Consider the following 20820-nt stretch of genomic DNA (forward strand, 5'->3'; position numbering starts at 1 on the left):
CGCGCATTCTTAGTGTGCGCGGCTGCTTTCAGCATAATCGGACAATCGAATTCGCAGGTTTTCCGATAAAGCGGCAGTCAACATCTGACGGACAGGAACGGATATTATGAAAAAACATATCATGGTCGTCGATGACTCAAAGACCATCCGCAATCTTGTGGCCTTTGTGCTTAAAGGAGAGGGCTTTAAGGTCAGTACCGCTGAAGACGGCCTTGACGCCATCGAAAAGCTGTACAGCCTGGACCCCGTTGATTTGATCGTTTCCGATGTCAATATGCCTCGCATGGATGGATTCACCTTCATTAAAACCATCCGCGCTCAGGACGCCTACAAGGACATCCCCATCATTGTTCTCTCAACGGAAGGACAGGAAAAAGATATACAGACCGGCATGAGCCTTGGGGCCAATCTTTATATGGTCAAGCCCGCCCAGCCCGAAAAAATGGTCCGTAATATAAAGATGCTCCTAGGTTAGCCGATAAGAAAGACAATATTACCCGTCAGGGTACAGCGCTTTCAGTCAAGCAGGGTATGGGGTATGAGCCAGGATTTTTTTGACCCGGAATTATTTGCCGATTTCATAGCAGAAGCCAAAGAGCATCTTGAGACCATCGAGCCCAATCTTTTGGAACTTGAAAAGGCCCCAGGAAACTTGGCCCTGCTCAATGATATTTTCCGCCCCATGCATTCCCTCAAGGGTGCGTCAGGCTTTCTTGGGCTGAACCGTATCAATCAGCTTGCCCACAAGGCTGAAAATATTCTTGACGAACTGCGCAAAGGCAGCATGGTCGTTACGTCGGAAATTATGGATGTCATTCTGGCCTCCACCGATGCCTTGCGCCAGATGATCGACAACCTTGAGGTCAACAACTCTGAAGGAGAGGTGGAAACCGGTCATATTATGGCGCAAATCGACGCCATTATGGCTGGCGACAGCCCCGCTCTGAACCAGCCTGTTGACGCCGCTCCCGTTGCCGCAGCCGTTTCCGCCTCTGCGGTCGCGGATGCGCAGGCGCAAGATGGCAGCGGCCACGCGCACCTTCCGACTGAAGCCAGCGCTGACGGGCATTCCGCATCGGAATTTCATGAGGGCGCCCAGGCCGCTCGCGCTTCCGAACCTGACAATGCCAACGGCATGTCCGGCAAGGAATGGGTGGGCACGTTGCCTGTGCACGAGCCTTATGCCCTCACAGCCTTCGGCGAGGGGCATCTTAAAGATTTCATCGACGAATCCATCGAGATCATTGAAAATCTCACAAATGGGCTTCTCGAACTTGAAGAAAATCCCACAGGTCAGAATGAACTGGTCAATGACCTTTTCCGCTTTTTCCACAATATGAAGGGCAACAGCGGCATTATTGGCTATAATGAGCTCAATGCGCTGACCCATGAAGCGGAAACCCTGCTTAACAATGTGCGGCAGGGCAAGATAACTCCGACCCATGACCTTATCGACCTGCTCCTGCTGGTTGTGGATGTAATGGAAGCCCTGGTTCGCAATATTGATATCCCTTCCGGCCAGGCTACCCCCTTTGAAACCGCCGCAGTGGTACGGCAGCTCCAGGCTGCCCTGGCAGGCGGCCCCATTGCATTGCCGGAAGAACTGCTGGCGGCGCAAGGACGCGCCCATATGCCTTCGGAAGAACCTCAGGATTCCGAAGCAGAGGCAGCGGCGCAAGCATCCCCTGTTGAGGTGGTTACCCCCACAATCATTCCGGTCGGTTCCGAAAGTGACGATACAGAAGCTTTCCGCGTTACCGTGCAGCAGCAGATTGAAATCATACACGCCGCGCTGGAAACGCTCAAAAAAAATGGCAGCCACAAAGACTCCATTGACGCACTGTTCCGCTGCCTTGTGGCAATAAAGAACGCCTGCGCCTTTGTGGGGCTTGCCGACATTAAAACGTATGCGGAACGCACCGCTGGCATCGTTGACCAGGGGCGTACCAGCGACATAGATTTTGGCCTTATGGTCGACCTGCTCAGCCAGGAAGTAAGCATTATTGAAGATATGATTCGCCAGGCGCTGGCTGAGGGCAAAGTTGCGGCGGATGCCTGCTCCCACGCTGAAAAGGCGGAGGATGAAAAAGACGAAGACGTCAGCCCGCCCCAATCGGTCGATGCCGACAATGCCCAGCCCAAAACTTCTGCAGCAGTCGCCAGCGGCGTCCCGGCCCAGGCATCTCAGCCCACTGCAAGTCAGGAAGGACAACGCCCTGCGGTAACACCTGCAGCGGCCTCAACGCCCATGCCCCCTGCCGCGCCAGGCAGAACTGTCGCTCCAGCCGCGCAGCCTGCCCCTGCGGCAGCCACCACGCCTCGTCCCGCTGCGGCCCAGGCCAAGGGTGCTGCGCCGGCTGCTGACAACCACAAAAGTTCCTCGACCATACGAGTGGATCACGAGCGTCTTGACCACCTCATGAACCTTATTGGCGAGCTGATTATCAATCGAAACCGGTACACACTTATTGCCCGTTCCCTTGAAGACAGCAGTGAAAAGGTGGATATCTCGCACGTGGCGCAAAGCCTTTCTGAAACCACCTATGCCATGGCGCGCATTTCTGACGATTTGCAGGACACCATCATGAAAGTGCGCATGGTTCCTGTTTCTTCTGTGTTTTCACGATTCCCCCGCCTTGTGCGCGACCTTTCGCGCAAAAGCGGAAAAGAAGTGGATCTGATCATGGAAGGCGAGGAAACAGAACTGGACAAGAGCGTGGTGGAAGTTATCGGCGATCCGCTGGTTCACCTTATTCGCAACTCTGTGGATCACGGCATTGAACCCGAAGATGTGCGCATAGCCGCAGGCAAGCCCGCCAAGGGCAAGGTGACGTTGCGTGCCTTTCACAAGGGCAATTCCGTTGCCATTGAAATTGAAGATGACGGCAAGGGCATAGACCCGGTCAAGATGCGCGAAATCGCCGTACGCAAGGGCCTTATTACTGCCGAAGAAGCCGCCCAGCTTGACGACCGTGAAGCAGTGGAGCTCATTTTCGCGCCGGGCTTCTCCTCCGCCGACCAGATCACCGACATTTCTGGCCGAGGCGTCGGAATGGACGTTGTGCGTACCAATATCAAGAACCTCAAGGGCAGCGTCAGCACCCACTCCGAGGTCGGCAAAGGAACGCGCTTCACCCTCAGCCTGCCGCTGACCCTGGCCATTATTGATGCTCTTATGGTTAATGTTTCAGGTCAGATGTACGCCATCCCCCTTGATGCGGTATCTGAAACAACAAAGATTGAGGCCCAGCGCCTAACTGATGTAAAGGGCCGTAAGGCCGTCACATTGCGCGGCGAGGTGCTTGGTATTGTTGAAATGGCGGAAATGCTTGGGCTGCCCCGCGCCAGTGACCCCCTCCCCGAGGTGCTTTCAGTTGTGGTCATTCATGATAATGACCGCCGCCTTGGCCTGGTTGTGGACAGGTTGCTGGAACGGCAGGAAATCGTTATCAAACCCCTTGGAGCCTATCTTGGGGACCTCAAGGGCATTTCCGGCGCGACCATTATGGGCGATGGTTCTGTTATCCTGATTCTGGATCCACATGAAATCTACCTGATGGCCACATCCAAGGCCTCATCCATGGCTCCTCCGGCAGGGGATAACAAACAGCCCGCTTCATCAGCCAGAGTTTGACAGGTATATGGTGCCAAGAATTTTTCCTGATAGTGTTGCCACATTGTCGTGCGCACCAGTTTTGAGAAAATTTCTTGCCTTTTAATGCTGCATCAGCTATAGCACTTCTTCGCGCGGTTACGCCCACTCATACGCTGAACATCTTCCGGCGCAGGGCCTCGTTTTTGCCGCATGTGAAGTGAACAACTTTTTTGCATATACGGAGGATAGTATGAGCAAGGAATGCATTTTCTGCGGCAAAAAGCCCCAGGTTGGTAATCTCGTCAGCCATTCCAACATCAAGACCAAGCGTCGCTTCAACCCCAACCTCCAGCGCGTTCGGCACCAGTTCGCCGATGGCAGCGTGCGGACCCTGACCGTCTGCACCCGTTGCATTCGTTCTGGCGTGGTGTCCAAGCCCCTGGTTCGCAAGCAGGGTTAGCACCGTTTTTCGCATTTGAGGCCCCGTCAGCTTTCTGTCGGGGCCTTTTTTGCTATATGTCGCCAACTTTTTCGCGCGCTTCAAAGCCCACCAGCGGGCGCTGGCTACTTCGCAGAAGGCCTAACAGTTTGCCTCGGTTCTGGCGAAATATCAGCCAGGCCAGTGGAGCGGATAATTACGTGCGCTTTCGCGACTGGCTGCTGGTGCTCAATGCCCGCGCCATTCCCCACAAAACAGTCTCACTGTCAGGCAGGGAACAGATTTATGTTCCTCCCCTGTTCGAAGGCATTGCCCTGGCAGAGCTTGGCGAGTTTTCTGCCGAAAGCAGCAGACCAACACCAGCCCCCAGACCTTTGCGCATGCACAGGCACTATGCCTTTGCTGCGCTTTTTCTTTTGCTACTGCTTGTATGGCATGGCTGGCGTGTGGATTGGTGGCCAGCACCCCGCTTTTTGCCTCCGCCCGAAACATGGTCAGAGGCCGGCATGCTTGATAATGTTCTGGTCCGCATCTACGGGCAATGGTACCGATTGGCCACCGCACTGACCCTGCATGCAGGCCTGACGCACCTGTGCGGCAACCTGGCCTTTGGCTCCATCTTCCTTCCCCTGCTTGCCCGGCTCACCGGGGTGGGTCGCGCCCTATGGCTCACTGTGGCTGGCGGCATCCTGGGCAACGGGCTTACAGTGCTTTTTCGCCCGCGGCTCGTCACAAGCATGGGTTTTTCCACCGCCCTCTTTGCTGCAGTGGGGGCATTGGCCGGATTTATGGCCCTGCAAAACAGCCAACGCGGCAAGGCCATCCTGCCGGTCGCGGCGGGAATCGCCATCTTGGCCATGCTCGGCACTGAAGGTGAACGCACTGACTATGCAGCGCATATTGCGGGGCTCTGCAGCGGCATGGCTTTGGGCGCGTGGGAAGCATGGCGCTTGGGCAAAAACTGGCCCGCCCTTCCTCAGCTGCTGGCTGGAGCCCTTGCCGTAGCGGTACCAGTCCTTGCATGGTACTGGGCTTTTGCCGTGCTTCAGGGCTGATCCGTTGGAACAGGTTGCCGCGTTCAGAACAAAACTCGGATCAAAGCGCGACACAACGCGAACAGAGCGGAAATCACCGATCCTTGAAGCCTTCCCGTACGCCCGACCACCTGCATGTGCGAGCATGGTTCTGCGCACACGCGATGCTGATACTGTCTTTAAAAATCCGTCGTGAGCAAAAGCGGCGCAAGTTCCGCAAAAGAACATACCCGCCTGCCGCATGCTGAAGCCTCAAAATCAACACCACCCGCATAGCGGGTGGTTCTCTGTTTCGCGCGCTGGCGCGCTCAACTGGCTAAAGCCATAAACGTGATGCGGCCAGCTTTTTCCATTTGGAAAAGCTGGCCGCAAACTCATGGCCTCAGGGTCGTTTTACCTGCCGGTTTGGGGGGCAGGCCATAGGCCCGGTACTATTATTTACAATCCGTGGCCTTGCACAGGTCAATTGGCGCTGCCTAGGCTTCGTCGCTCAACCTGCGAAAGCTTTTTTTACCCGCACCACAAACCGGGCAATGCCAATCCTCCGGCAGATCTTCAAACTTGGTTCCTGCCGGAATCTTGTGGCGCTTGTCACCACGATCGGGGTCATACACGTACCCACAGTTCACCATCTGGCAACGCCACATATCATGGGGATCAGCCATGGTGCCTCCCTTGTAAGCAATTATTAAGCAGCCGGTGTCCCGGTGACAAACCCCTTGCTGGAGGTTCCGGTCGTCGAGGGCGTGCCGGCAATCTTGGCAAGATAGGTGTCGCCCAACTTGGCTAAGTGGTTGCCAATATTTTCGTAATACGTCAGGTGGGCCTGTTCTTCCTCAATGATGCGTTCAAACAGACGCGCCGAGACGATGTCGCCCTGCTCCTTACAGACAGTAAGGAACTGGCTATACGCCTCAATGGTGGCATCTTCCTGATTCACGTCAGTTGCATAGATTCCGGGCACATCCTGTCCGATAACGACTTTGCCCTCTTTTTGGGTTGTGGGCTCGCCACCCAGCTCTTTGATGCGCTCGGCAAAGTTTTCAGCGTGGCGCATTTCATCAATGGCGATAAGTTTCATATTTGCAGCCAGCTCACCATAGTCCATGTCGTCCAGGCTATAATGCTGGTTCATGTATTGGTGAATGGCGTGCAGCTCCATAGCGCGAGCTTTGTTAAGAACCTCAATCACCTTGGCCTTACGGTTTTCTCTATTTTCTGCCATTCCGAAACTCCTTGGTGTTAAGCAGGTATGGGTCATTTATAAACCGATTTGAATAAACGCACAAGCCGGAGGGACCATGGGATGCGCAACAAAGCAAGGGGGGGAAGAAGATGAGAATTGCCTGTTACGGTATATGTTCTGTGATCCCTTGTGGCAGTATATAAAATTTGCCCGCCTTGAGGCAAATCCTCAAGGCGGGCAAATTTTATTCACCTGAAAGGCGAAAAAACAGCGAAGGTTGCCTAATGGCTAGTGCTGCGTATGCGGCCAGCGCATTCTTTGCAAATTCCATCATATTCGATTCGCGAACTAAGAATGGTCGAAAAGCCTTCAACACTCATACCCGCAACCGTAGGCGCCTCGCGTGGGTCCATTACATCGCCGATGCGGCCGCACTGGATACAACGCACATGCTGATGCCGAGAAATATCGCCATCAAAACGTTTTGTGGAACCAGCTGCCTCAAGGCGACGGATCTCACCACTATCCGCCAAAAAGTCCAGATTGCGGTAAACAGTTCCCAAACTGATCCGGGGCAAGCGTTCGCGCACGATGCTATAGAGCTCGTCCGCAGTTGGGTGCGTTTTGGTTTTACGCAGCTCTTCCAAAATCACCGCGCGCTGCCGGGTCATTCTTGTTTGAATTTGAGCCATATCAGTCTCCATTTGATAGTAAAAATTACTGTTACTGCAGGATGCTGTCAAGCCCATTTCGACCAGAAAGCGATTTTTTTTACGCTGCCTGGTCCAATAAGCAGAATGGCCGGATCATGGCTGCACTGAACCGCGATCAAAGATCCTGGTTCACGGCCACGCTGCTACGCGGTTGTCTTGAGCGAAAAAGCCTGGGCCGCACACCATGTGACCGTGTCCCGTCGGAGCCGTGCATTGCACAAAACACGCTTTATGTGATTGTCAGCATTTAAAAAGGGAGATAATTCACAACCCTATTCAAATATTGTACACACGAACGCCCACACAACGGCCTGATGTTTTTGCCCTATCGTAATCCTGCAGTGGTATTGTTTAAGCTTGGACACAGAACCCTTAACAAAGACGCGATGTTGCCGCACAGCGCCCTGTTCCCCCATCAACATTCCCTGCCTCGAACCGAAACATCACCAATGAACTAACCAGGGACGTCTTGATGCACGCCCGCAGTCTGCCCTGACGCTGCCACAAGGGTCAGCATTGCTTCGGCTGGAAGCTTTCCAGGTTTTCCTTCATCTCCGTTGCGGCGCTGGACAAAAGGGCCCTGTTCAAAAGACTTACGGATGTCTTGCAGCGGCATAGGCCGATACGGCTCTACGCTTCTCCCGCCTGGTATTCTGGCAAAATACACCGGTTGCCCCCGGTCGTTTTGCCAACAAGACACTCCGCAGCTCACGAAAAAAGGGCTACCGGCCTGTCGTCTCAAACGCCACATCAATCACTTGACTATGGTTCATTTTGGGCATTCACCTAAAATTACTCCTAGCCAAGTGATAACCAACGCAACAATGCTCTGTAAGACGTTGCTTTTACCGTGATGGCGCGTCGAATACGAGCCACAAAATCCGGCATTGCTGCTTCGTCCTGCACTTCCACTGCTGTTTGTGAATCAAAGGAGTATGGTAAGTTATAAAACTTCCATCATGAGGTCAAGCAGGAAGCGCCAGACAAACTGCAGTATTTGCAATTTTCAGGGCAATAATGTGTATTATTTGGAATTTTATTTTTGATCATATGCGCATAACTGTGCCAAATGCTGCAAAACACATCCTACTACAGCGGTACACTTGAATGCGTATGCCCATATTTCTGCAGCAGGGTCTGTCCGGCAAAGGCCGCGCCCCAAAGGCCACTATCTGTATCTGTAACAAGATACACAGGAATGTGCTGTAAAAGTGCTAGTGTGGCATCAGAAGAAGCGTAGAGGCTTTCTCGAAATGTTGGGCTGGTGACACAAAGGGGATTGGCGGCGGCTACCCCGCCTGCTATCCACAAGCCGCCCCTGCAAAGAGTAGAGAGCATCCAGCCCCTGCAAAAACGACCTAAAAAGCGGGCATACCACCGCAGGGTCGGCGTATCGCGCGAGAGTGCGCGCTCGCCGACCTGCCGTGGTTGCAAAAGTTGTCCGGTAAGGTAGCAGTGCAGGATGGAAAGACCATCACCACAAAGAACATTTTCAGCGCTGACAAAAGGCTGTCCCAGCTCTCGGCACAAAAAGCGCCTGAATTCCTGTTCCTCCTCCTCCAAAAAAGCAAAGGCAACATGTCCGGCCTCGCTAGGAACTGGCAGCCACTCACCTGTTCCGATGGGCAGGAGGCTGGCTGCGCCAAGTCCTGTTCCCGCGCCGACAATGGAGCGGGGCTCCGTACGGGCCCGCGCATCTGCGCCATTGCCCACAGTGGCTTTCGAAGAGGACTCCACAGCGGCGCCCCTCTCTTTGGCTGGGCCCGCCACATGTAACGCAGCAATTCCCGGTGGAGTCAGCGTGGCATAAGCTTGAAGGGTAAAGTCATTAAGAAGCAGGCATCGCCCGGATGGGCACGCTGGCACGTCCGCAATATTTACGTGCAGTCTGCCGTTGGTAAGGCGTCCCTGCTGTCTGTCCACAGGTCCGGCCAGTCCCACCACAACTGCGTCGGCGCTTTCAACAGGCTGCGACAGCGTTTCTTCCAATGCGGCAAACAACGATTGTCCATTGGTCAATGTCTTGGAGCCAATAACTGCTGTAACTTCCAGAGAAAGCCTGTCATTCTCGAGGCTGAAACTGGCGAACCGACAATTTGTGCCACCAACGTCAGCTACGAGTATCCTTTGCATGGCTGGTTTCTCTCACCGCAAAGGGGCGTTTTTGCCTGATGCGTCAATTTTACGCACAATGCTGGTAGTGCTGCATCCCTGCACCAGATCAGCCAGATAGACCCGTCCGCCGGAGGCAAGAACAACATCCGCACCCACAACGGTATCCACCGTGTAGTCGCTGCCTTTGACCAGCACATCAGGGCGTAAGGCCGTAATGAGGTTCAGGGGCGTGTCTTCGTCAAAAAGCACCACAGCGTCTACGCCGCTTAAGGCCGCCAGCAGCATGGCGCGGCTTTGTTCGTTTTGAACCGGGCGGCTGGAGCCCTTGAGTCGACGCACTGAGGCGTCAGAGTTCAGGCCCACCACAAGTCGGGTGCCCTGAGAGGCGCTTTGGCGAATGAGAGAAATATGACCTGGATGCAATAAATCAAAGCAACCATTTGTGAAGACAATACTTTCGTTCTTACGACGCCAGTCTTCCACTTTTTCAAGCAGATCCGGCAAGGTGTAGAATTTCGGGTTGTCGGCCCCCTGCCGCAGCGCCTGGCGCAACTCGCTGAGGCTTACGGGAGCTGTGCCCATTTTGCCCACGGCCACACCGGCAGCGGCATTGGCCACATCCATACTTTCTTCCCAAGTCAGGCCGCTGCCTATGCAGACCGCCAAGGTAGCGATGACGGTGTCCCCCGCTCCCGAAACATCCGCCACCTCACGCACCACAGACGGAATGTAGCGCGGCGGCATATCTGGCGCAAACAAGGCCATTCCTTTGGACCCGCGGGTTACGAGCAGCCTTTCTATTGCGTAGTCGCCGCGCACTCGAGCCGCAAGCTTTTCGCGCGTTTCACGGTCAAGGGGCATGTTGGCGTCCCTGCCGCAAATAATATCAAACTCTGCCCTGTTCGGCGTGACACAGTGCGCGCCCGCATAGCGCTCCCACCGTAAGCCTTTGGGGTCAACCAGCACCTTGATTCCAAGGCGGCGCGCCTCTTCTATGACAAGGCGACATAAATTACGACCCTGTTCAGTATCCAGCAACGCCCCTTTGCCATAATCGGAAATAACGACAGCCTGGCATGCAGGCAACAAGTCCTGCGCAGCCTGCCACAAGGCTTCAAGCTCTTGCGTCGAGGGACACCGGCACTGTTCTTCGTCCAGGCGCAGTAATTGCTGGCCCTGAGCGAGCACTCTGGTTTTGCAGGTAGTGGCGCGCGTTACCGATGGCACAAGGCGATGTGTAATGCCTGCCTGTTCAAGGCTTTGGCAAAGGTCTTCGGCATCGGCATCGGCCCCGGTAAGCCCGACCAGGGCGGCCTGCGCTCCAAGGTGCACCAGGTTCCGCGCTACGTTGGCCGCCCCGCCAGGAGCGCACCAACGTTTGTTCACGCCAAGCACTGGCACTGGAGCTTCGGGAGAAATGCGCCCCACCTTGCCGGTTATATAGCGGTCAAGCATGACATCGCCCACAACCAGTACACGTACCTTGTCAAAATTCATGGCAATTCCGTTTCAAGACGTGAACGCGCCAATGCAGCCTCACGGTTTATGACATGCTTCTTTGAAAAAAGCGCTCATCTTGTCCTCGACGCCTTCTTCATCAAGAAAGTCGGGCAGAGAACGTCGCGCGGCTTCGCCCAGGCGATGGCGTTCATGAGGGGCCGCAGCCAGTTCTTCTAGAACGGAGGCCAGGCTGGTCACGTCATTTTGCGGCACCACACGTCCATTGCGCCCCTCAGTCACGGCTTCGGTCTGACCAGGAAGATCGCTCACAACAACGGCCACCCCGAAAGCAAGGGCCTCAACCAGCGCCGATGGCAGACCGTCCATATCGCCTTGCCGTGTCCGGCGGCCTGGGGCCACAAAAATATCCGCCTTATTGTAGAGTTCCGGCATATTTTCATGAGGCACCTGGCCCATAAACTGCACATTGCCGCGCAAACCCAAACGCAGGGCCAACCAGCGCAAGCGTAAACGCTCAGGCCCGCGTCCCACTATAGTGAGCTTGAACTCTCTGCCTCTGTTTTTCAGGGCAGCGCAGGCGTGCAGGAGAGTATCGTATCCTTTGCGGCGACAAATGGAGCCCACAGCCAGGATATTCAGATCGCTCTCTACCTTTCCGCCAGAAGTCCCCTGCCCTCCATCGTCTTCGGAAAGGGCGGGTGTCAGCGTCAGGGGATCCCGCAAAACCACAAACTTGTTCTCAGGCGTTTCTGGCAGCAGTTCACACATGGTCTTGCGTGTTGCTTCGGTGTCGCAGCGCACAAAAACCGCATCCTTAACCTTGGCTGCCCAATTCAGACCAGGGCTGGCCAAGTCGTGCGATTTTACGGCAAAAGCATAAGGCACTTCCAGCAGCCGTGAGGCAACCCAGGCCGCCGTGGCTGGCCCATGCGCGCCAGCGGCATAAAATATTTCAATATTTTCTTCCAGCCCCCATCGTGCCAGCAACGCGCCGGAACCAAAAGAGCGCAGATGGTCCCACAGCCAGTGTCCCCAGCGTCCACGACCGGGCAGAGAGCGCCAAAGGATCCACATGCTTGCCGAAGAACCGCGCATATGGCGGAACATAGTCATGTATGCGCCGAGGATGCGCCATGCGCCGATACGGCGTACAGCAAGAGGCAAAGCGTACCCTTCGGGGCTGCCTAACAGGCCGTTTTCACGGATGGCAAAAATTCGGGTAAGCAGGCCAGCGGCGTGCATGTTATGTGCTTCATACATGAGGCTCTGGCCAGACGCCTCAGGAAACCGCTCCGCAACCAGAGCTCCGCGCACAACGGGCTTGGGGCCAGCAAGAAGGTTATACGCTTCCTGAACGGCAATTTGCGGGATTTCACGCTTGCGGCAATGTAAAATACCGTCTTCAAGGGTATACACGCTGTCGCAAAACTCAGCCATCTTGGGATCATGCGTCACAACAACCATCGCCACGCCGCCGGTATGGCAGAGTGTACGAAAATTATCCATAATAAGGCGGCTGGTTTTGGCATCCAGAGCGCCAGTAGGTTCGTCGGCAAGAAGAATGCGGGGATTGTTGACCATGGCACGCGCGATGGCCACACGCTGCTGCTCGCCACCCGAAAGTCTGTTGCTGCGATAGTGCACCCGCGTCGAGAGGCGCACCAGCTCAAGCGCCCGGATAACCCTTTCCCAACGTTCCTGAGGGGGCAGCTTTTCGTAGATGAGTGGAAATTCCACGTTTTCAAAAACAGTGGAGTGGTCAAAAAGGTTGCTGGACTGCATGACAAAGCCCATGGTCCCGCGCCTGAAGGCAGCGGTCTGTTCTCTGTCAAGGTGCAGTACATCCTTGCCGAGGATTTCCAGCGAGCCGGAATCCGGCTCGTGCAACATGCCGAGCACGTGCAGCATGGTGGACTTACCGCAACCGGATGGCCCCATGATGGCGACCATTTCACCCGGCTCCACCTCAATATTTACGCCACGCAACACTGGCGCAAAACCAGCGTAGCATTTGTACAGATCTTTGGCGACGATCACAGGAGCCATGAATCACCCTGTCCATAAGCAGCCGGTTCCGCCATCTCGATGGACAAAACAGACCGCCATAATTTTTTACTCAAAACGCAGAGCCGTAACGACATCCATCCGGCTTGCCTGAACAGCCGGATACAGGCCGCCAGCCACACCGATAACGGCGGAAAAAACAATACTGCCCAGACTGCTGGCCAGCAGCAGCGGATAGGAAATGCCTGTGCCCAAAGACAATGCCCCCACTTGAACAAGCGCAATGCCCACGGCAATGCCCAACACGCCGCCTGCCACAGATTTACACAGGGCTTCTGCCAAAAATTGGGCCAGAATATCCGTGTCCGAACCGCCCATGGCCTTCTTGAGGCCCACTTCACGTGTACGCGCACGCACAGCGGCAAATGTGCCGTACCAGATGCCAAACCCGCCGAGCATCAGCGATGCGGCAATACCGAGCCAGAGAAGCACCTCAACCCACAGGAAAGTGTCCTGAATACGGGCCAGCTGGTCCTCCTGGGTGTGCACGACAAGATAGGGAGCAGCCTGATGATCCCTGACAACAGTAGGGATTTCTTTTACCAAAGGGGGGACATCCTGCCAGCCGATGGCGCGGACAAAAAGCCGCGTCACCTTGTCGCCTGCCCAGTTTCGATCAATCATGGTCGTATAGGGCAAAAAGCCCCCTTGCGACCAACTGCCAAGCATCACGCCGCTGACCACACCCACCACTTCAAAAACATCCTGCTGGAGAAACAGCAGTTTCCCCAGAGCATTTGCTGGATCTCCATAAAGGTCCTGGGCGGCTTCACGGCCAAGCATGCATACGCGTTTATGGGCAACCACATCTTCAGTGTCCATAAAACGCCCGGCAACCAGCGACAAAGAAAAGACATCAGAAAAATATTGGTCAATGCCAATAAAGTACATATTGAGCGCGCGCTCACCCTCTCCGCGCAGGGCAAAACCTTTGCCTTCCCGAATATTCTGGCTGACCATGCCCACACCGGGCAGATGGCGCAGGGCTTCAACGGAGTCGGGGTAAAAGCCCCGCATGGGCTGGCCAGGGTACTGGGCGTCATCCATATATACGCGGATAACGTTTACCCCCCCCATCAATACCATATCCTGGCCGACTTTATAGCGAATCTCTCGCCCAAGCACCGCCAGGACAATAAAAGCCGTGATGCCCAGGGCGATAGACAATATCACCCCGAAGCCGCGCTGGCGTACAACCTGGCGCAGGCTGACGCGAAAAAGGTCGGACATGGCAATCATGACAAAACCACTGTAAAAATATCATTGAACAAACTGTAACGCGCGTGGTGTAAACAAAGCGTAATCAGTCGCCGCATACGTAACGTATCAATCTTTCTCCCAACAATATGGCGGGAGAATTTCCTTTTTTGCTCAAAATGGGCAAAATAGTATATATGTCAGAATGACCATATGTCAAAGGCTATCCGTCCCCGAAGGCTGCTGGCCTGACTGTTGGCGACCCGCACAGGTCGACTTTTCGCAAAAGGCTTTGCCAGCCTCATTCAAAACGCCGCTCTATCCGCAGCACCTTGCCGCAGTGCCCAACCACATAACGCTGCCCATGCCAAACAATGCTTCTGGCAGGCAGACTGCGAACATAGACCAGTGTGAACATTGCCACGGCGTCCAAAAAACTCAGACACCACCGCGCCAGTGAAATGGAGCGCCTCAAGAGGTTTCGCCACAAATGCAGAATCTTGGCCATCAGTGCCACCCACAGCAGCACCAAAATCACGGTCAGACCGTTGACCGAGGCAAAAAGCCATCCCAGCAGCATAAAGGCTGCCAGCAACGGTGGCAGAACCATGGCGATACACATGAAACCCAGCAGGCCCCACTGCAACGGCATGCAAAATTTGAGAAAAAGAACCTGCCGCTCCATCCAGGCGCGCCAGACATGGCGTTCGTGTTTTGTGGCCTCCGTATGCAGGAGCGCCCCGGGGCATAACCGCACCGGCACCCGCAAGTTTTGCAGACGGGCGGAAAGGGAGCAGTCATCAACAACGTTGCTTGCCCACAATTCTTCAACGGCGAATCGGCTGAAGGCTTCGCGCGTCATTGCCATGGCCCCGCCCCAGAGCTGGGTGAAGGACGATACAGCCTGCAACAGCCGCATAAGCAAAACACACAAGGCATAGGCAAGCGTTACCGGCTGGTGATCACGCGGGTCCACGACATGGTAGCCAGTGGAAAACTCTGCCTCCCCAGTGGCAATGGGGCCCACAAGGTGACGCAAAAAATCTGGCCTTGCCGTGTGCGTGCTGTCGCAAAAGACAAAGACTTCTACTTCGTCCTTAATTGCTACCACGCCGCGAAGACTGTTATGATTCTTTTGCCCGCAATGTTGCGCTGCCCCAGCGACCACATGCCGCACATGGGGATAGTCTTTCTGTATACTGCGCACGAGATCCGCTGCGGGTTCTTCATTCTTCGCCGTGACGAGGACGGGAATATATTCTGGATAGTTCTGGATAAGCAAGCTTCGCACTGCCGCTGACATGCGCCTGTCCGTTCCGGCCATGGGCACAATCATCCCTACGGAAGGCCACCGGTCTTCCGGCAGGGCTCGGTTGGCTGCCGCGTCAAGCCGTGCACGACGCGGCAGCGATTGCCCCGTCTTTGCCAGAATATAAAGCAACAAACATTTGAAGCCTGCCAGAACAAACCAAAGCCAAAACATAGCTACTCCTTCACTACAGCACAGGACCCGGAGCCTTGCGGATCAAACCTTTTTTGCCTTTATTGCAGTTTCCGCACTATTCCGGCAAGGGGGCACAATTTTCTGGTGCCAGGGGAACGTCAAGAATGCGCTTGCCTTCAAGCTGCACCTTCATGCCATTTTTCAACGTGATTGTGCCTTCAACCTTATCATTGGAAACAAGACGCCCTTTAAAGGTATGACCTGAGGAATGCCGCGCTCGGACTTCATTGTTCTGGACGCTGCCGACAATGTGGTACACGTCTACATGGCCGTTGTACAGACGCAAGTACAGGACACCACGCACATTTCCGTCGGCCGAAAAGCATACGCCAACCCTGTAGGTTGAAGAATAGAGGGATCCCGTCCAAAGCTCCCTCACCTCTACAGGCCCGCCCGAGGGCTCCGCGCTCACGGCATCTTCCCTGGCAGCGTCAGCGTGAGGCCTGTTTCCGCCACCAGTAGTATCCGCTGTTGCGTCTGTGGCGACTGTGGATGCATTCTCCTGCGCCAGGGCATCATAAAAGCCTCCCTGGCAGAAAATCATCAGGCTCGCCAACAACAGGCAGCCAACCCGCAAGCAGCCCCTGTGCCGCAAAACAGTCTCAGCCCAAGCAGTAAGCGCACAACTGTCTAAAATATTTTTTATTTTTTTGGCAAGACCTGCCAGCCCTACACCATGAGTGGGCTTTGGTCCACTTGACACTTCATGTTCTACTTTAAGTTTATTCATACAGTTCATATATGACTCTCTTATGCACAAAATCAAATCAACAGACCAAGATGGCTAAATATTTTTTCATGCGCCGTGACCATAGCCGCAAAGGAAAAATCCCTTTCAACCCTATGTCTTCCAACGGTTCCCATCGAATCACACAAGGCGCTGTCTTCAAGAAGGCGGCAGCAGTGGCGCGCCAAAGTGTCGGCATCTCCCGCAGGCGAAAGTAACCCGCTATGTTCATGCTCAACCAGACGCGGAATCCCACCCACAGAAGTGGCGCATACAGGCAGCCCGCTGGACATGGCTTCAAGAATAACATTCGGCTGCCCTTCACGCGCCGAGGACAAGGCAAAAATGCGCGCGGCAGCATAATGGGGGCGCATGTCCAGGCCGCCGGGAATGAAATCCACCCTGCCGCCCGCAGGGTTTTCCGCGGCCCAACGTTTAAGGACGTCTTCTTCCGGCCCGTCGCCTACAAGACGCAAACGGGCAGAGGGACAGCGTTGCAATACAAGTTCAAAGGCGCGTAGCAGCGTCAGATGATCCTTGTCGCCCGCCAGACGGGCGACGCAAAGTATGAGCGGTTCCCGTTGTGAAGGCGCAGGTTCTGTGGGAGCAAAGCAATCTGTATCCACGCCGTTGGGTATATAGCTGAGTTGAGCAGAAGGAACACCAACACTCTGTAGCACCTGAGACAGGGCCTCAGAGTTGCATATCATATGGTCAGCCAAACGCCAAAAATACCTTTCATGCTGGCGTACTGGGGCTCCCCCGCCACGGCAGGTGCCAACTATCAATGGACGTCTGGTTCCAGCCAAAAGGCGCAGCGTGCGCCCCCATATCCGGCCCCAGATATTGGGCAGGGCCGTGCAGGGCACGATGATGTCCGGAGCCAGCCTCCTCAGGTTGGAAGCCAACTGCACAAAAAAGAAAAAAGGCACTCGGCGCCCCATGCCTATATGATGCAGCTCAATTCCTGCTTCATGGGCGGAAGCGTCGAGATCTGTCGGCCCTGTAAGGGTAAGCATGACCGGAGTGAATCTTTTTCTGTCGAGGCGGCGGGCCAATTCCAGAGTTTGACGTTGCGTTCCGCCGAAGCAGAGGTCTTCCATCAAAAAAAGAACGCGCAGAGGTGTGGGCATGATTCTCCTTAATGGCGCGAAAAGCCTTGACTGAACCTTTCGGCGCTAAGCATTCACCCCGACCAGGTCTACCAGCTCCGGGCGAACGATTTTGCCCATTTTTATGTATTCCAGAGCTATTTGCAAGCGACGCCCTACCAGGCTCGCGCCAGCTTTTCTCCATTATTGCAACTCTATTACATTGCCATGCCAGAAGGTTGAGTTTACAATGCCGCAATGACTAAGCCATCAGCTGCTCAGCAGAACGCCAGCCAACCTCTTTACGTCATAGTCAGCCTTGATGTGGAAGAAGAAGGGCTTTTTTCAGGGCGGTATGCGTCTTCGGGATGCGGGGTGCGCAATGTGGGCCTGCTCCCACGCCTTGCCCCCCTTACCAACGACCTGGGCTTCCCCTTGACGCTTTTTTGCGCCCACACCGTTTTCAATAGTAATGAAGCTCGCCCCCACCTGGCCTGGATGCGTGACAAGTGCCAGGCTGAAATTGCCGCTCACCTCCATCATTGGAGCACCCCTCCTCTCCTCTCGTGCGAGGAAACTTCCGATTGCGCGGAAGGGCCTCCGATCCGTACGGATTTACTGCCGCGCGAATTGCTGCGGCAACGCCTGAGAACCCTGCTGGACGCCGGACAGGATTTCCAAGGTGCGCCCCTGACCAGTTTTCGCATGGGACGATGGGACCTGAAGTCCAGTGTCCGCCCGTTGCTGGCGGAGGAAGGCATTACTTTCGACAGTTCTGTCTGCCCGTTACGGTTTTTTCGTGGTGGGCCAGACCATTTTCTTGCGCCGACTGACCCGTACTGGGTCGATGATGCTCCCGGCCTTCTGGAGTCTCCAGTTACGCAGTTGCCGCTGCATCCGCTTCTGGCGCGCCTATGGTACGGTGTAACCCGCAAGCACCCTACGGTGGATTCTTTTCATTTCTGGGGAGCGCTAAGCCCCAACCCGGTATGGCACAGTCAGTCCGTCATGCGTGCTGCGACCAAAATGTTATTACGCCGCAGGGGACGGGTCCTTAGTCTTTTCTGGCACTCTTCCGAAATGTTGCCAGGCGGTTCACCCAATATACCGGATAAAGCCGCCGCCGACGCCTTGTACCAAAAAATCTATGACTATCTGCACTGGCTGCGTGACAATCATGACGTCATAGGCGTTACTGCGGCGCAACTCCGTGCGCTTGCGCCTTCACTGCACTTTGGAACACGCCCAACGGGAGATGGTGACTGGTAATGCCCCGAGTAATCATGGTCCTGCTGGACGGACTCGCCGCTGCCACTGCCCGGCAATGCCTTTCCTATCCACAAGCCCTTGAGGAGGCCGGCGAGGCTCAATACGCCGAACTCATGTGCTTTCTTCCCCCGCTTTCCCGGCCTGCCTACACAACGCTGCTCTGCGGGTTGCCTCCTGCGCAAACCGGTATTTTTCATAATGGCGATTCACGGCCCTGTCCCGCACCTACCATTTTTTTCAGGGCGCAAAATGCCGGGCTTGTAACCGCCGCTGCCGCTTACTACTGGATGAGCGAGTTGTGCAACACCTCTCCCTTTGATCCGGCGCGACATCGTTTGACCAACACTCCAGGCATGCCTATCGAACATGGCCTGTTTTACAGTAATGACGCCTACCCTGACGACGAACTTTTTCATGATGCTGCCGCGCTTTGCCAATGCTTTGCCCCTGATCTTTTACTGGTGCATTCTATGGGTATTGACCATGCAGGGCACTGCTTCGGGGTCGATAGTCGTGAATATCGCGATGCGGCCCGCCACGCTGACGGCCTGCTAGCCAGGTGGCTCCCACTGTGGTTGGGCCACGGGTATTCCGTTCTGATAACCAGTGACCATGGCATGGATGAAGACCACGGGCACAATGATAATACAGAAGCGACCCGGCGCGTTCCGCTGTGGCTGTTGGGTCCAGCCTGGAAAAACCAGACCATGCCTTCCCGACAGACCGGGATAGCCGATCTTGTTCTGCGAGTGTTGGGGCTGGCAGTGGACGGGCAATCAACGTAAGGAGCGGATAATGCAGAAAGACAGCATGGCCGGAAGCCCAATGTTGCAGGTGAATCCACAAAGCAGTGGCTATGTGTGGATTCTGTTTGCGGCGTTTTTCTGGTCTTTGCTGGGCGTCGCATCCAAATTTTGCATTGCTGGCGGTTTGTTGCCTCTTGAAACAGCTTTCTGGCGGGCGGCTATCGGGTGCATCTGCTTCATAATCCACGCGGCAATAACTGGCTCATGGCGTGTCAGCGTCCGTGATGCGATTATTTTTATGCTTTTTGGCTTATGGGGTACGGCAGTCTTTTTCGCCGCCATGCAGATATCCATCAAGCTTAGTGGAGGAGGCACCGCTGTAGTACTCTTATACACGGCCCCTGTATGGGTTGCCTTTTTTTCCCGAATTCTTTTCAAAGAGCGTATCACAAAACGTAAAGTACTGGCCATTGGCATAGCTCTGTGCGGCACAGCGCTGGTTTGCTTCACTGGGGGGAGCATTCCCGGTGAGGCATCCATTATGGGGATACTCTTCGGGCTGCTGGCTGGCTTCTGCTATGCAACACACTACCCTTTTTATCGTTGGTGGCAGGCGCGCTATTCAACTGCCGCTATCTACGCGTACATGCTTCTTGGCGGCTGCATTGCCCTGGGCCTTTTTGAACCCATTCATATAAACCACAGCCTTGATATCTGGGCATGGCTCATAGTTCTTGGTTTTTTAACCTGCTACTTGGCATATTTTTGCTATGGTATGGGGCTAAAGCGCATCAGCCTCGTCCGTGCTGCAGTTACTTGCCATTTGGAACCAGTACTCGGTACTCTGTGGGTCTGGTTGTTTTGGGATGAAAACTTTACGCCCCTAGGCTGGTTAGGCTGCGCGCTCGTGCTTGGAGCCGTGCTTTTACTGACAACGGACAAGAGCAAAGAGTAACACCATCACGGGTTACAACCATAACCCTTATCTGACCCTTTATCTGGTCCTTCTAAAATCTGCACTACTGCTTTTCTTCTTTATTACAGCCTTTCTTCTTTATTGCCGCATGATTAGCCCCTCCCTTGCAGAGCGACATGCTTGTGGTATGCCGCTCGCACGATCCTCGCCTGCGCCTAACATTTTGATTCAGGTTCAATAAAGCCAAAATACGTTGAGCTTCTGTGAAGGAAGGAAAGCCATTCAAGGCCACGCGAAACCTGCCGAGGATGCAACGTTGTTTTAAGGTCGGATGTACACCGTTTAGAAGAGAGTTTGCACCCACCCCATGAATGGTGTTGCGCGGCGAGAAGGGAGAGCGCTGAGCGAAGCGAGGAAGCTCCCGCAGCAGAGGCCGCGCAGCCCTCGCAGCCGTAACGCTTTGGAAAGCCTCAGGGGGTCGTCCGGGGGGGGGTGCAGAGGGGACCTCGGAGGGGCTGTATACTACCCCCATTAACAAGGCAGCCCTGTTAAGGTAGTTTTCTTCAAGCTCTGGCGGAAACATGAAACGCCCTATCTGGGACAGCAAAAGTAAAGCCCGCATCGTGCTTGAAGGCTTGCAGGGGCGCTCTGTGGCAAGCCTTTGCAGTGAATATCAAATCACTCAGAGCATGTACTACCGCTGGCGAGATACGTTTTTGGCCAATGCCGCCCAGGCATTCGAAACCAGCACGACAAGCCGCCG

General features: G+C 54.9%; 18 protein-coding genes. 8 read left to right on the forward strand and 10 right to left on the reverse strand.

Features of this window, described 5'->3' with window-relative positions; translation table 11 throughout:
* Window positions 1-106 precede the first annotated feature (106 nt).
* The 4 genes from BCS36_RS08085 to BCS36_RS08100 all read left to right on the forward strand — a co-directional run bounded on the left by BCS36_RS08085 (window position 107) and on the right by BCS36_RS08100 (window position 5089).
* Window positions 107-475: a response regulator gene (locus tag BCS36_RS08085; RefSeq protein ID WP_012625008.1), complete on the forward strand. Its 369-nt coding sequence runs from the start codon at window positions 107-109 to the stop codon at window positions 473-475.
* Window positions 476-538: 63 nt separating this feature from the next.
* Complete coding sequence (locus BCS36_RS08090) at window positions 539-3634, forward strand: chemotaxis protein CheA (protein ID WP_291302397.1); 3096 nt, start codon at window positions 539-541, stop codon at window positions 3632-3634.
* A gap of 211 nt (window positions 3635-3845) precedes the next feature.
* Window positions 3846-4055 (forward strand): 50S ribosomal protein L28, encoded by a 210-nt coding sequence (gene rpmB / locus BCS36_RS08095; RefSeq protein WP_179981593.1) that lies wholly within the window; start codon window positions 3846-3848, stop codon window positions 4053-4055.
* Window positions 4056-4183: 128 nt separating this feature from the next.
* The gene (locus BCS36_RS08100) at window positions 4184-5089 is read left to right on the forward strand and encodes a rhomboid family intramembrane serine protease (RefSeq protein WP_291302398.1); all 906 of its coding nucleotides are present in this window, start codon (window positions 4184-4186) and stop codon (window positions 5087-5089) included.
* Window positions 5090-5544: 455 nt separating this feature from the next.
* On the opposite strand, the gene BCS36_RS08105 is transcribed toward BCS36_RS08100, so the two are convergent.
* From BCS36_RS08105 to BCS36_RS08150, 10 genes are all read right to left on the reverse strand, one after another.
* Entirely contained in the window at window positions 5545-5733 is a 189-nt protein-coding gene (locus BCS36_RS08105) for a rubredoxin (RefSeq protein ID WP_291302399.1), read from the reverse strand.
* 23 nt (window positions 5734-5756) lie between these two features.
* Entirely contained in the window at window positions 5757-6293 is a 537-nt protein-coding gene (locus BCS36_RS08110) for a bacterioferritin (RefSeq protein ID WP_291302400.1), read from the reverse strand.
* 242 nt (window positions 6294-6535) lie between these two features.
* Complete coding sequence (locus tag BCS36_RS08115) at window positions 6536-6946, reverse strand: Fur family transcriptional regulator (RefSeq protein WP_291302401.1); 411 nt, start codon at window positions 6944-6946, stop codon at window positions 6536-6538.
* A 1110-nt stretch (window positions 6947-8056) separates the two neighbouring features.
* On the reverse strand, window positions 8057-9100 hold the full coding sequence (locus tag BCS36_RS08120; RefSeq protein ID WP_291302402.1) for a glucokinase: 1044 nt from the start codon (window positions 9098-9100) through the stop codon (window positions 8057-8059).
* A gap of 12 nt (window positions 9101-9112) precedes the next feature.
* The gene (gene hldE / locus BCS36_RS08125; RefSeq protein WP_291302403.1) at window positions 9113-10579 is read right to left on the reverse strand and encodes a bifunctional D-glycero-beta-D-manno-heptose-7-phosphate kinase/D-glycero-beta-D-manno-heptose 1-phosphate adenylyltransferase HldE; all 1467 of its coding nucleotides are present in this window, start codon (window positions 10577-10579) and stop codon (window positions 9113-9115) included.
* A 39-nt stretch (window positions 10580-10618) separates the two neighbouring features.
* Window positions 10619-12589: a glycosyltransferase gene (locus tag BCS36_RS08130; protein WP_291302404.1), complete on the reverse strand. Its 1971-nt coding sequence runs from the start codon at window positions 12587-12589 to the stop codon at window positions 10619-10621.
* Window positions 12590-12655: 66 nt separating this feature from the next.
* The gene (locus tag BCS36_RS08135; RefSeq protein WP_291302405.1) at window positions 12656-13846 is read right to left on the reverse strand and encodes an ABC transporter permease; all 1191 of its coding nucleotides are present in this window, start codon (window positions 13844-13846) and stop codon (window positions 12656-12658) included.
* A 259-nt stretch (window positions 13847-14105) separates the two neighbouring features.
* Window positions 14106-15287, reverse strand: coding sequence for a glycosyltransferase family 2 protein (locus tag BCS36_RS08140; RefSeq protein WP_291302406.1), 1182 nt, complete (start codon window positions 15285-15287; stop codon window positions 14106-14108).
* A gap of 76 nt (window positions 15288-15363) precedes the next feature.
* Window positions 15364-16047, reverse strand: coding sequence for a hypothetical protein (locus tag BCS36_RS08145; protein ID WP_291302407.1), 684 nt, complete (start codon window positions 16045-16047; stop codon window positions 15364-15366).
* Window positions 16048-16070: 23 nt separating this feature from the next.
* The gene (locus BCS36_RS08150; RefSeq protein WP_291302408.1) at window positions 16071-17168 is read right to left on the reverse strand and encodes a glycosyltransferase; all 1098 of its coding nucleotides are present in this window, start codon (window positions 17166-17168) and stop codon (window positions 16071-16073) included.
* A 216-nt stretch (window positions 17169-17384) separates the two neighbouring features.
* Between BCS36_RS08150 and BCS36_RS08155 the strand changes: the two genes are divergently transcribed.
* The 4 genes from BCS36_RS08155 to BCS36_RS08170 all read left to right on the forward strand — a co-directional run.
* Window positions 17385-18395: a hypothetical protein gene (locus BCS36_RS08155; protein WP_291302409.1), complete on the forward strand. Its 1011-nt coding sequence runs from the start codon at window positions 17385-17387 to the stop codon at window positions 18393-18395.
* Window positions 18395-19180, forward strand: coding sequence for an alkaline phosphatase family protein (locus BCS36_RS08160; protein WP_291302410.1), 786 nt, complete (start codon window positions 18395-18397; stop codon window positions 19178-19180). Before BCS36_RS08155 ends, BCS36_RS08160 begins: the two co-directional genes overlap by 1 nt.
* Before the next feature lie 10 nt (window positions 19181-19190).
* Window positions 19191-20096, forward strand: coding sequence for an EamA family transporter (locus BCS36_RS08165; RefSeq protein ID WP_291302411.1), 906 nt, complete (start codon window positions 19191-19193; stop codon window positions 20094-20096).
* Window positions 20097-20638: 542 nt separating this feature from the next.
* The coding region (locus tag BCS36_RS08170) for a helix-turn-helix domain-containing protein (protein WP_291302412.1) at window positions 20639-20820 on the forward strand (182 nt) is incomplete at its 3' end.

This window comes from Desulfovibrio sp. MES5 (assembly GCF_002237645.1).
Classification (GTDB): domain Bacteria; phylum Desulfobacterota; class Desulfovibrionia; order Desulfovibrionales; family Desulfovibrionaceae; genus Desulfovibrio.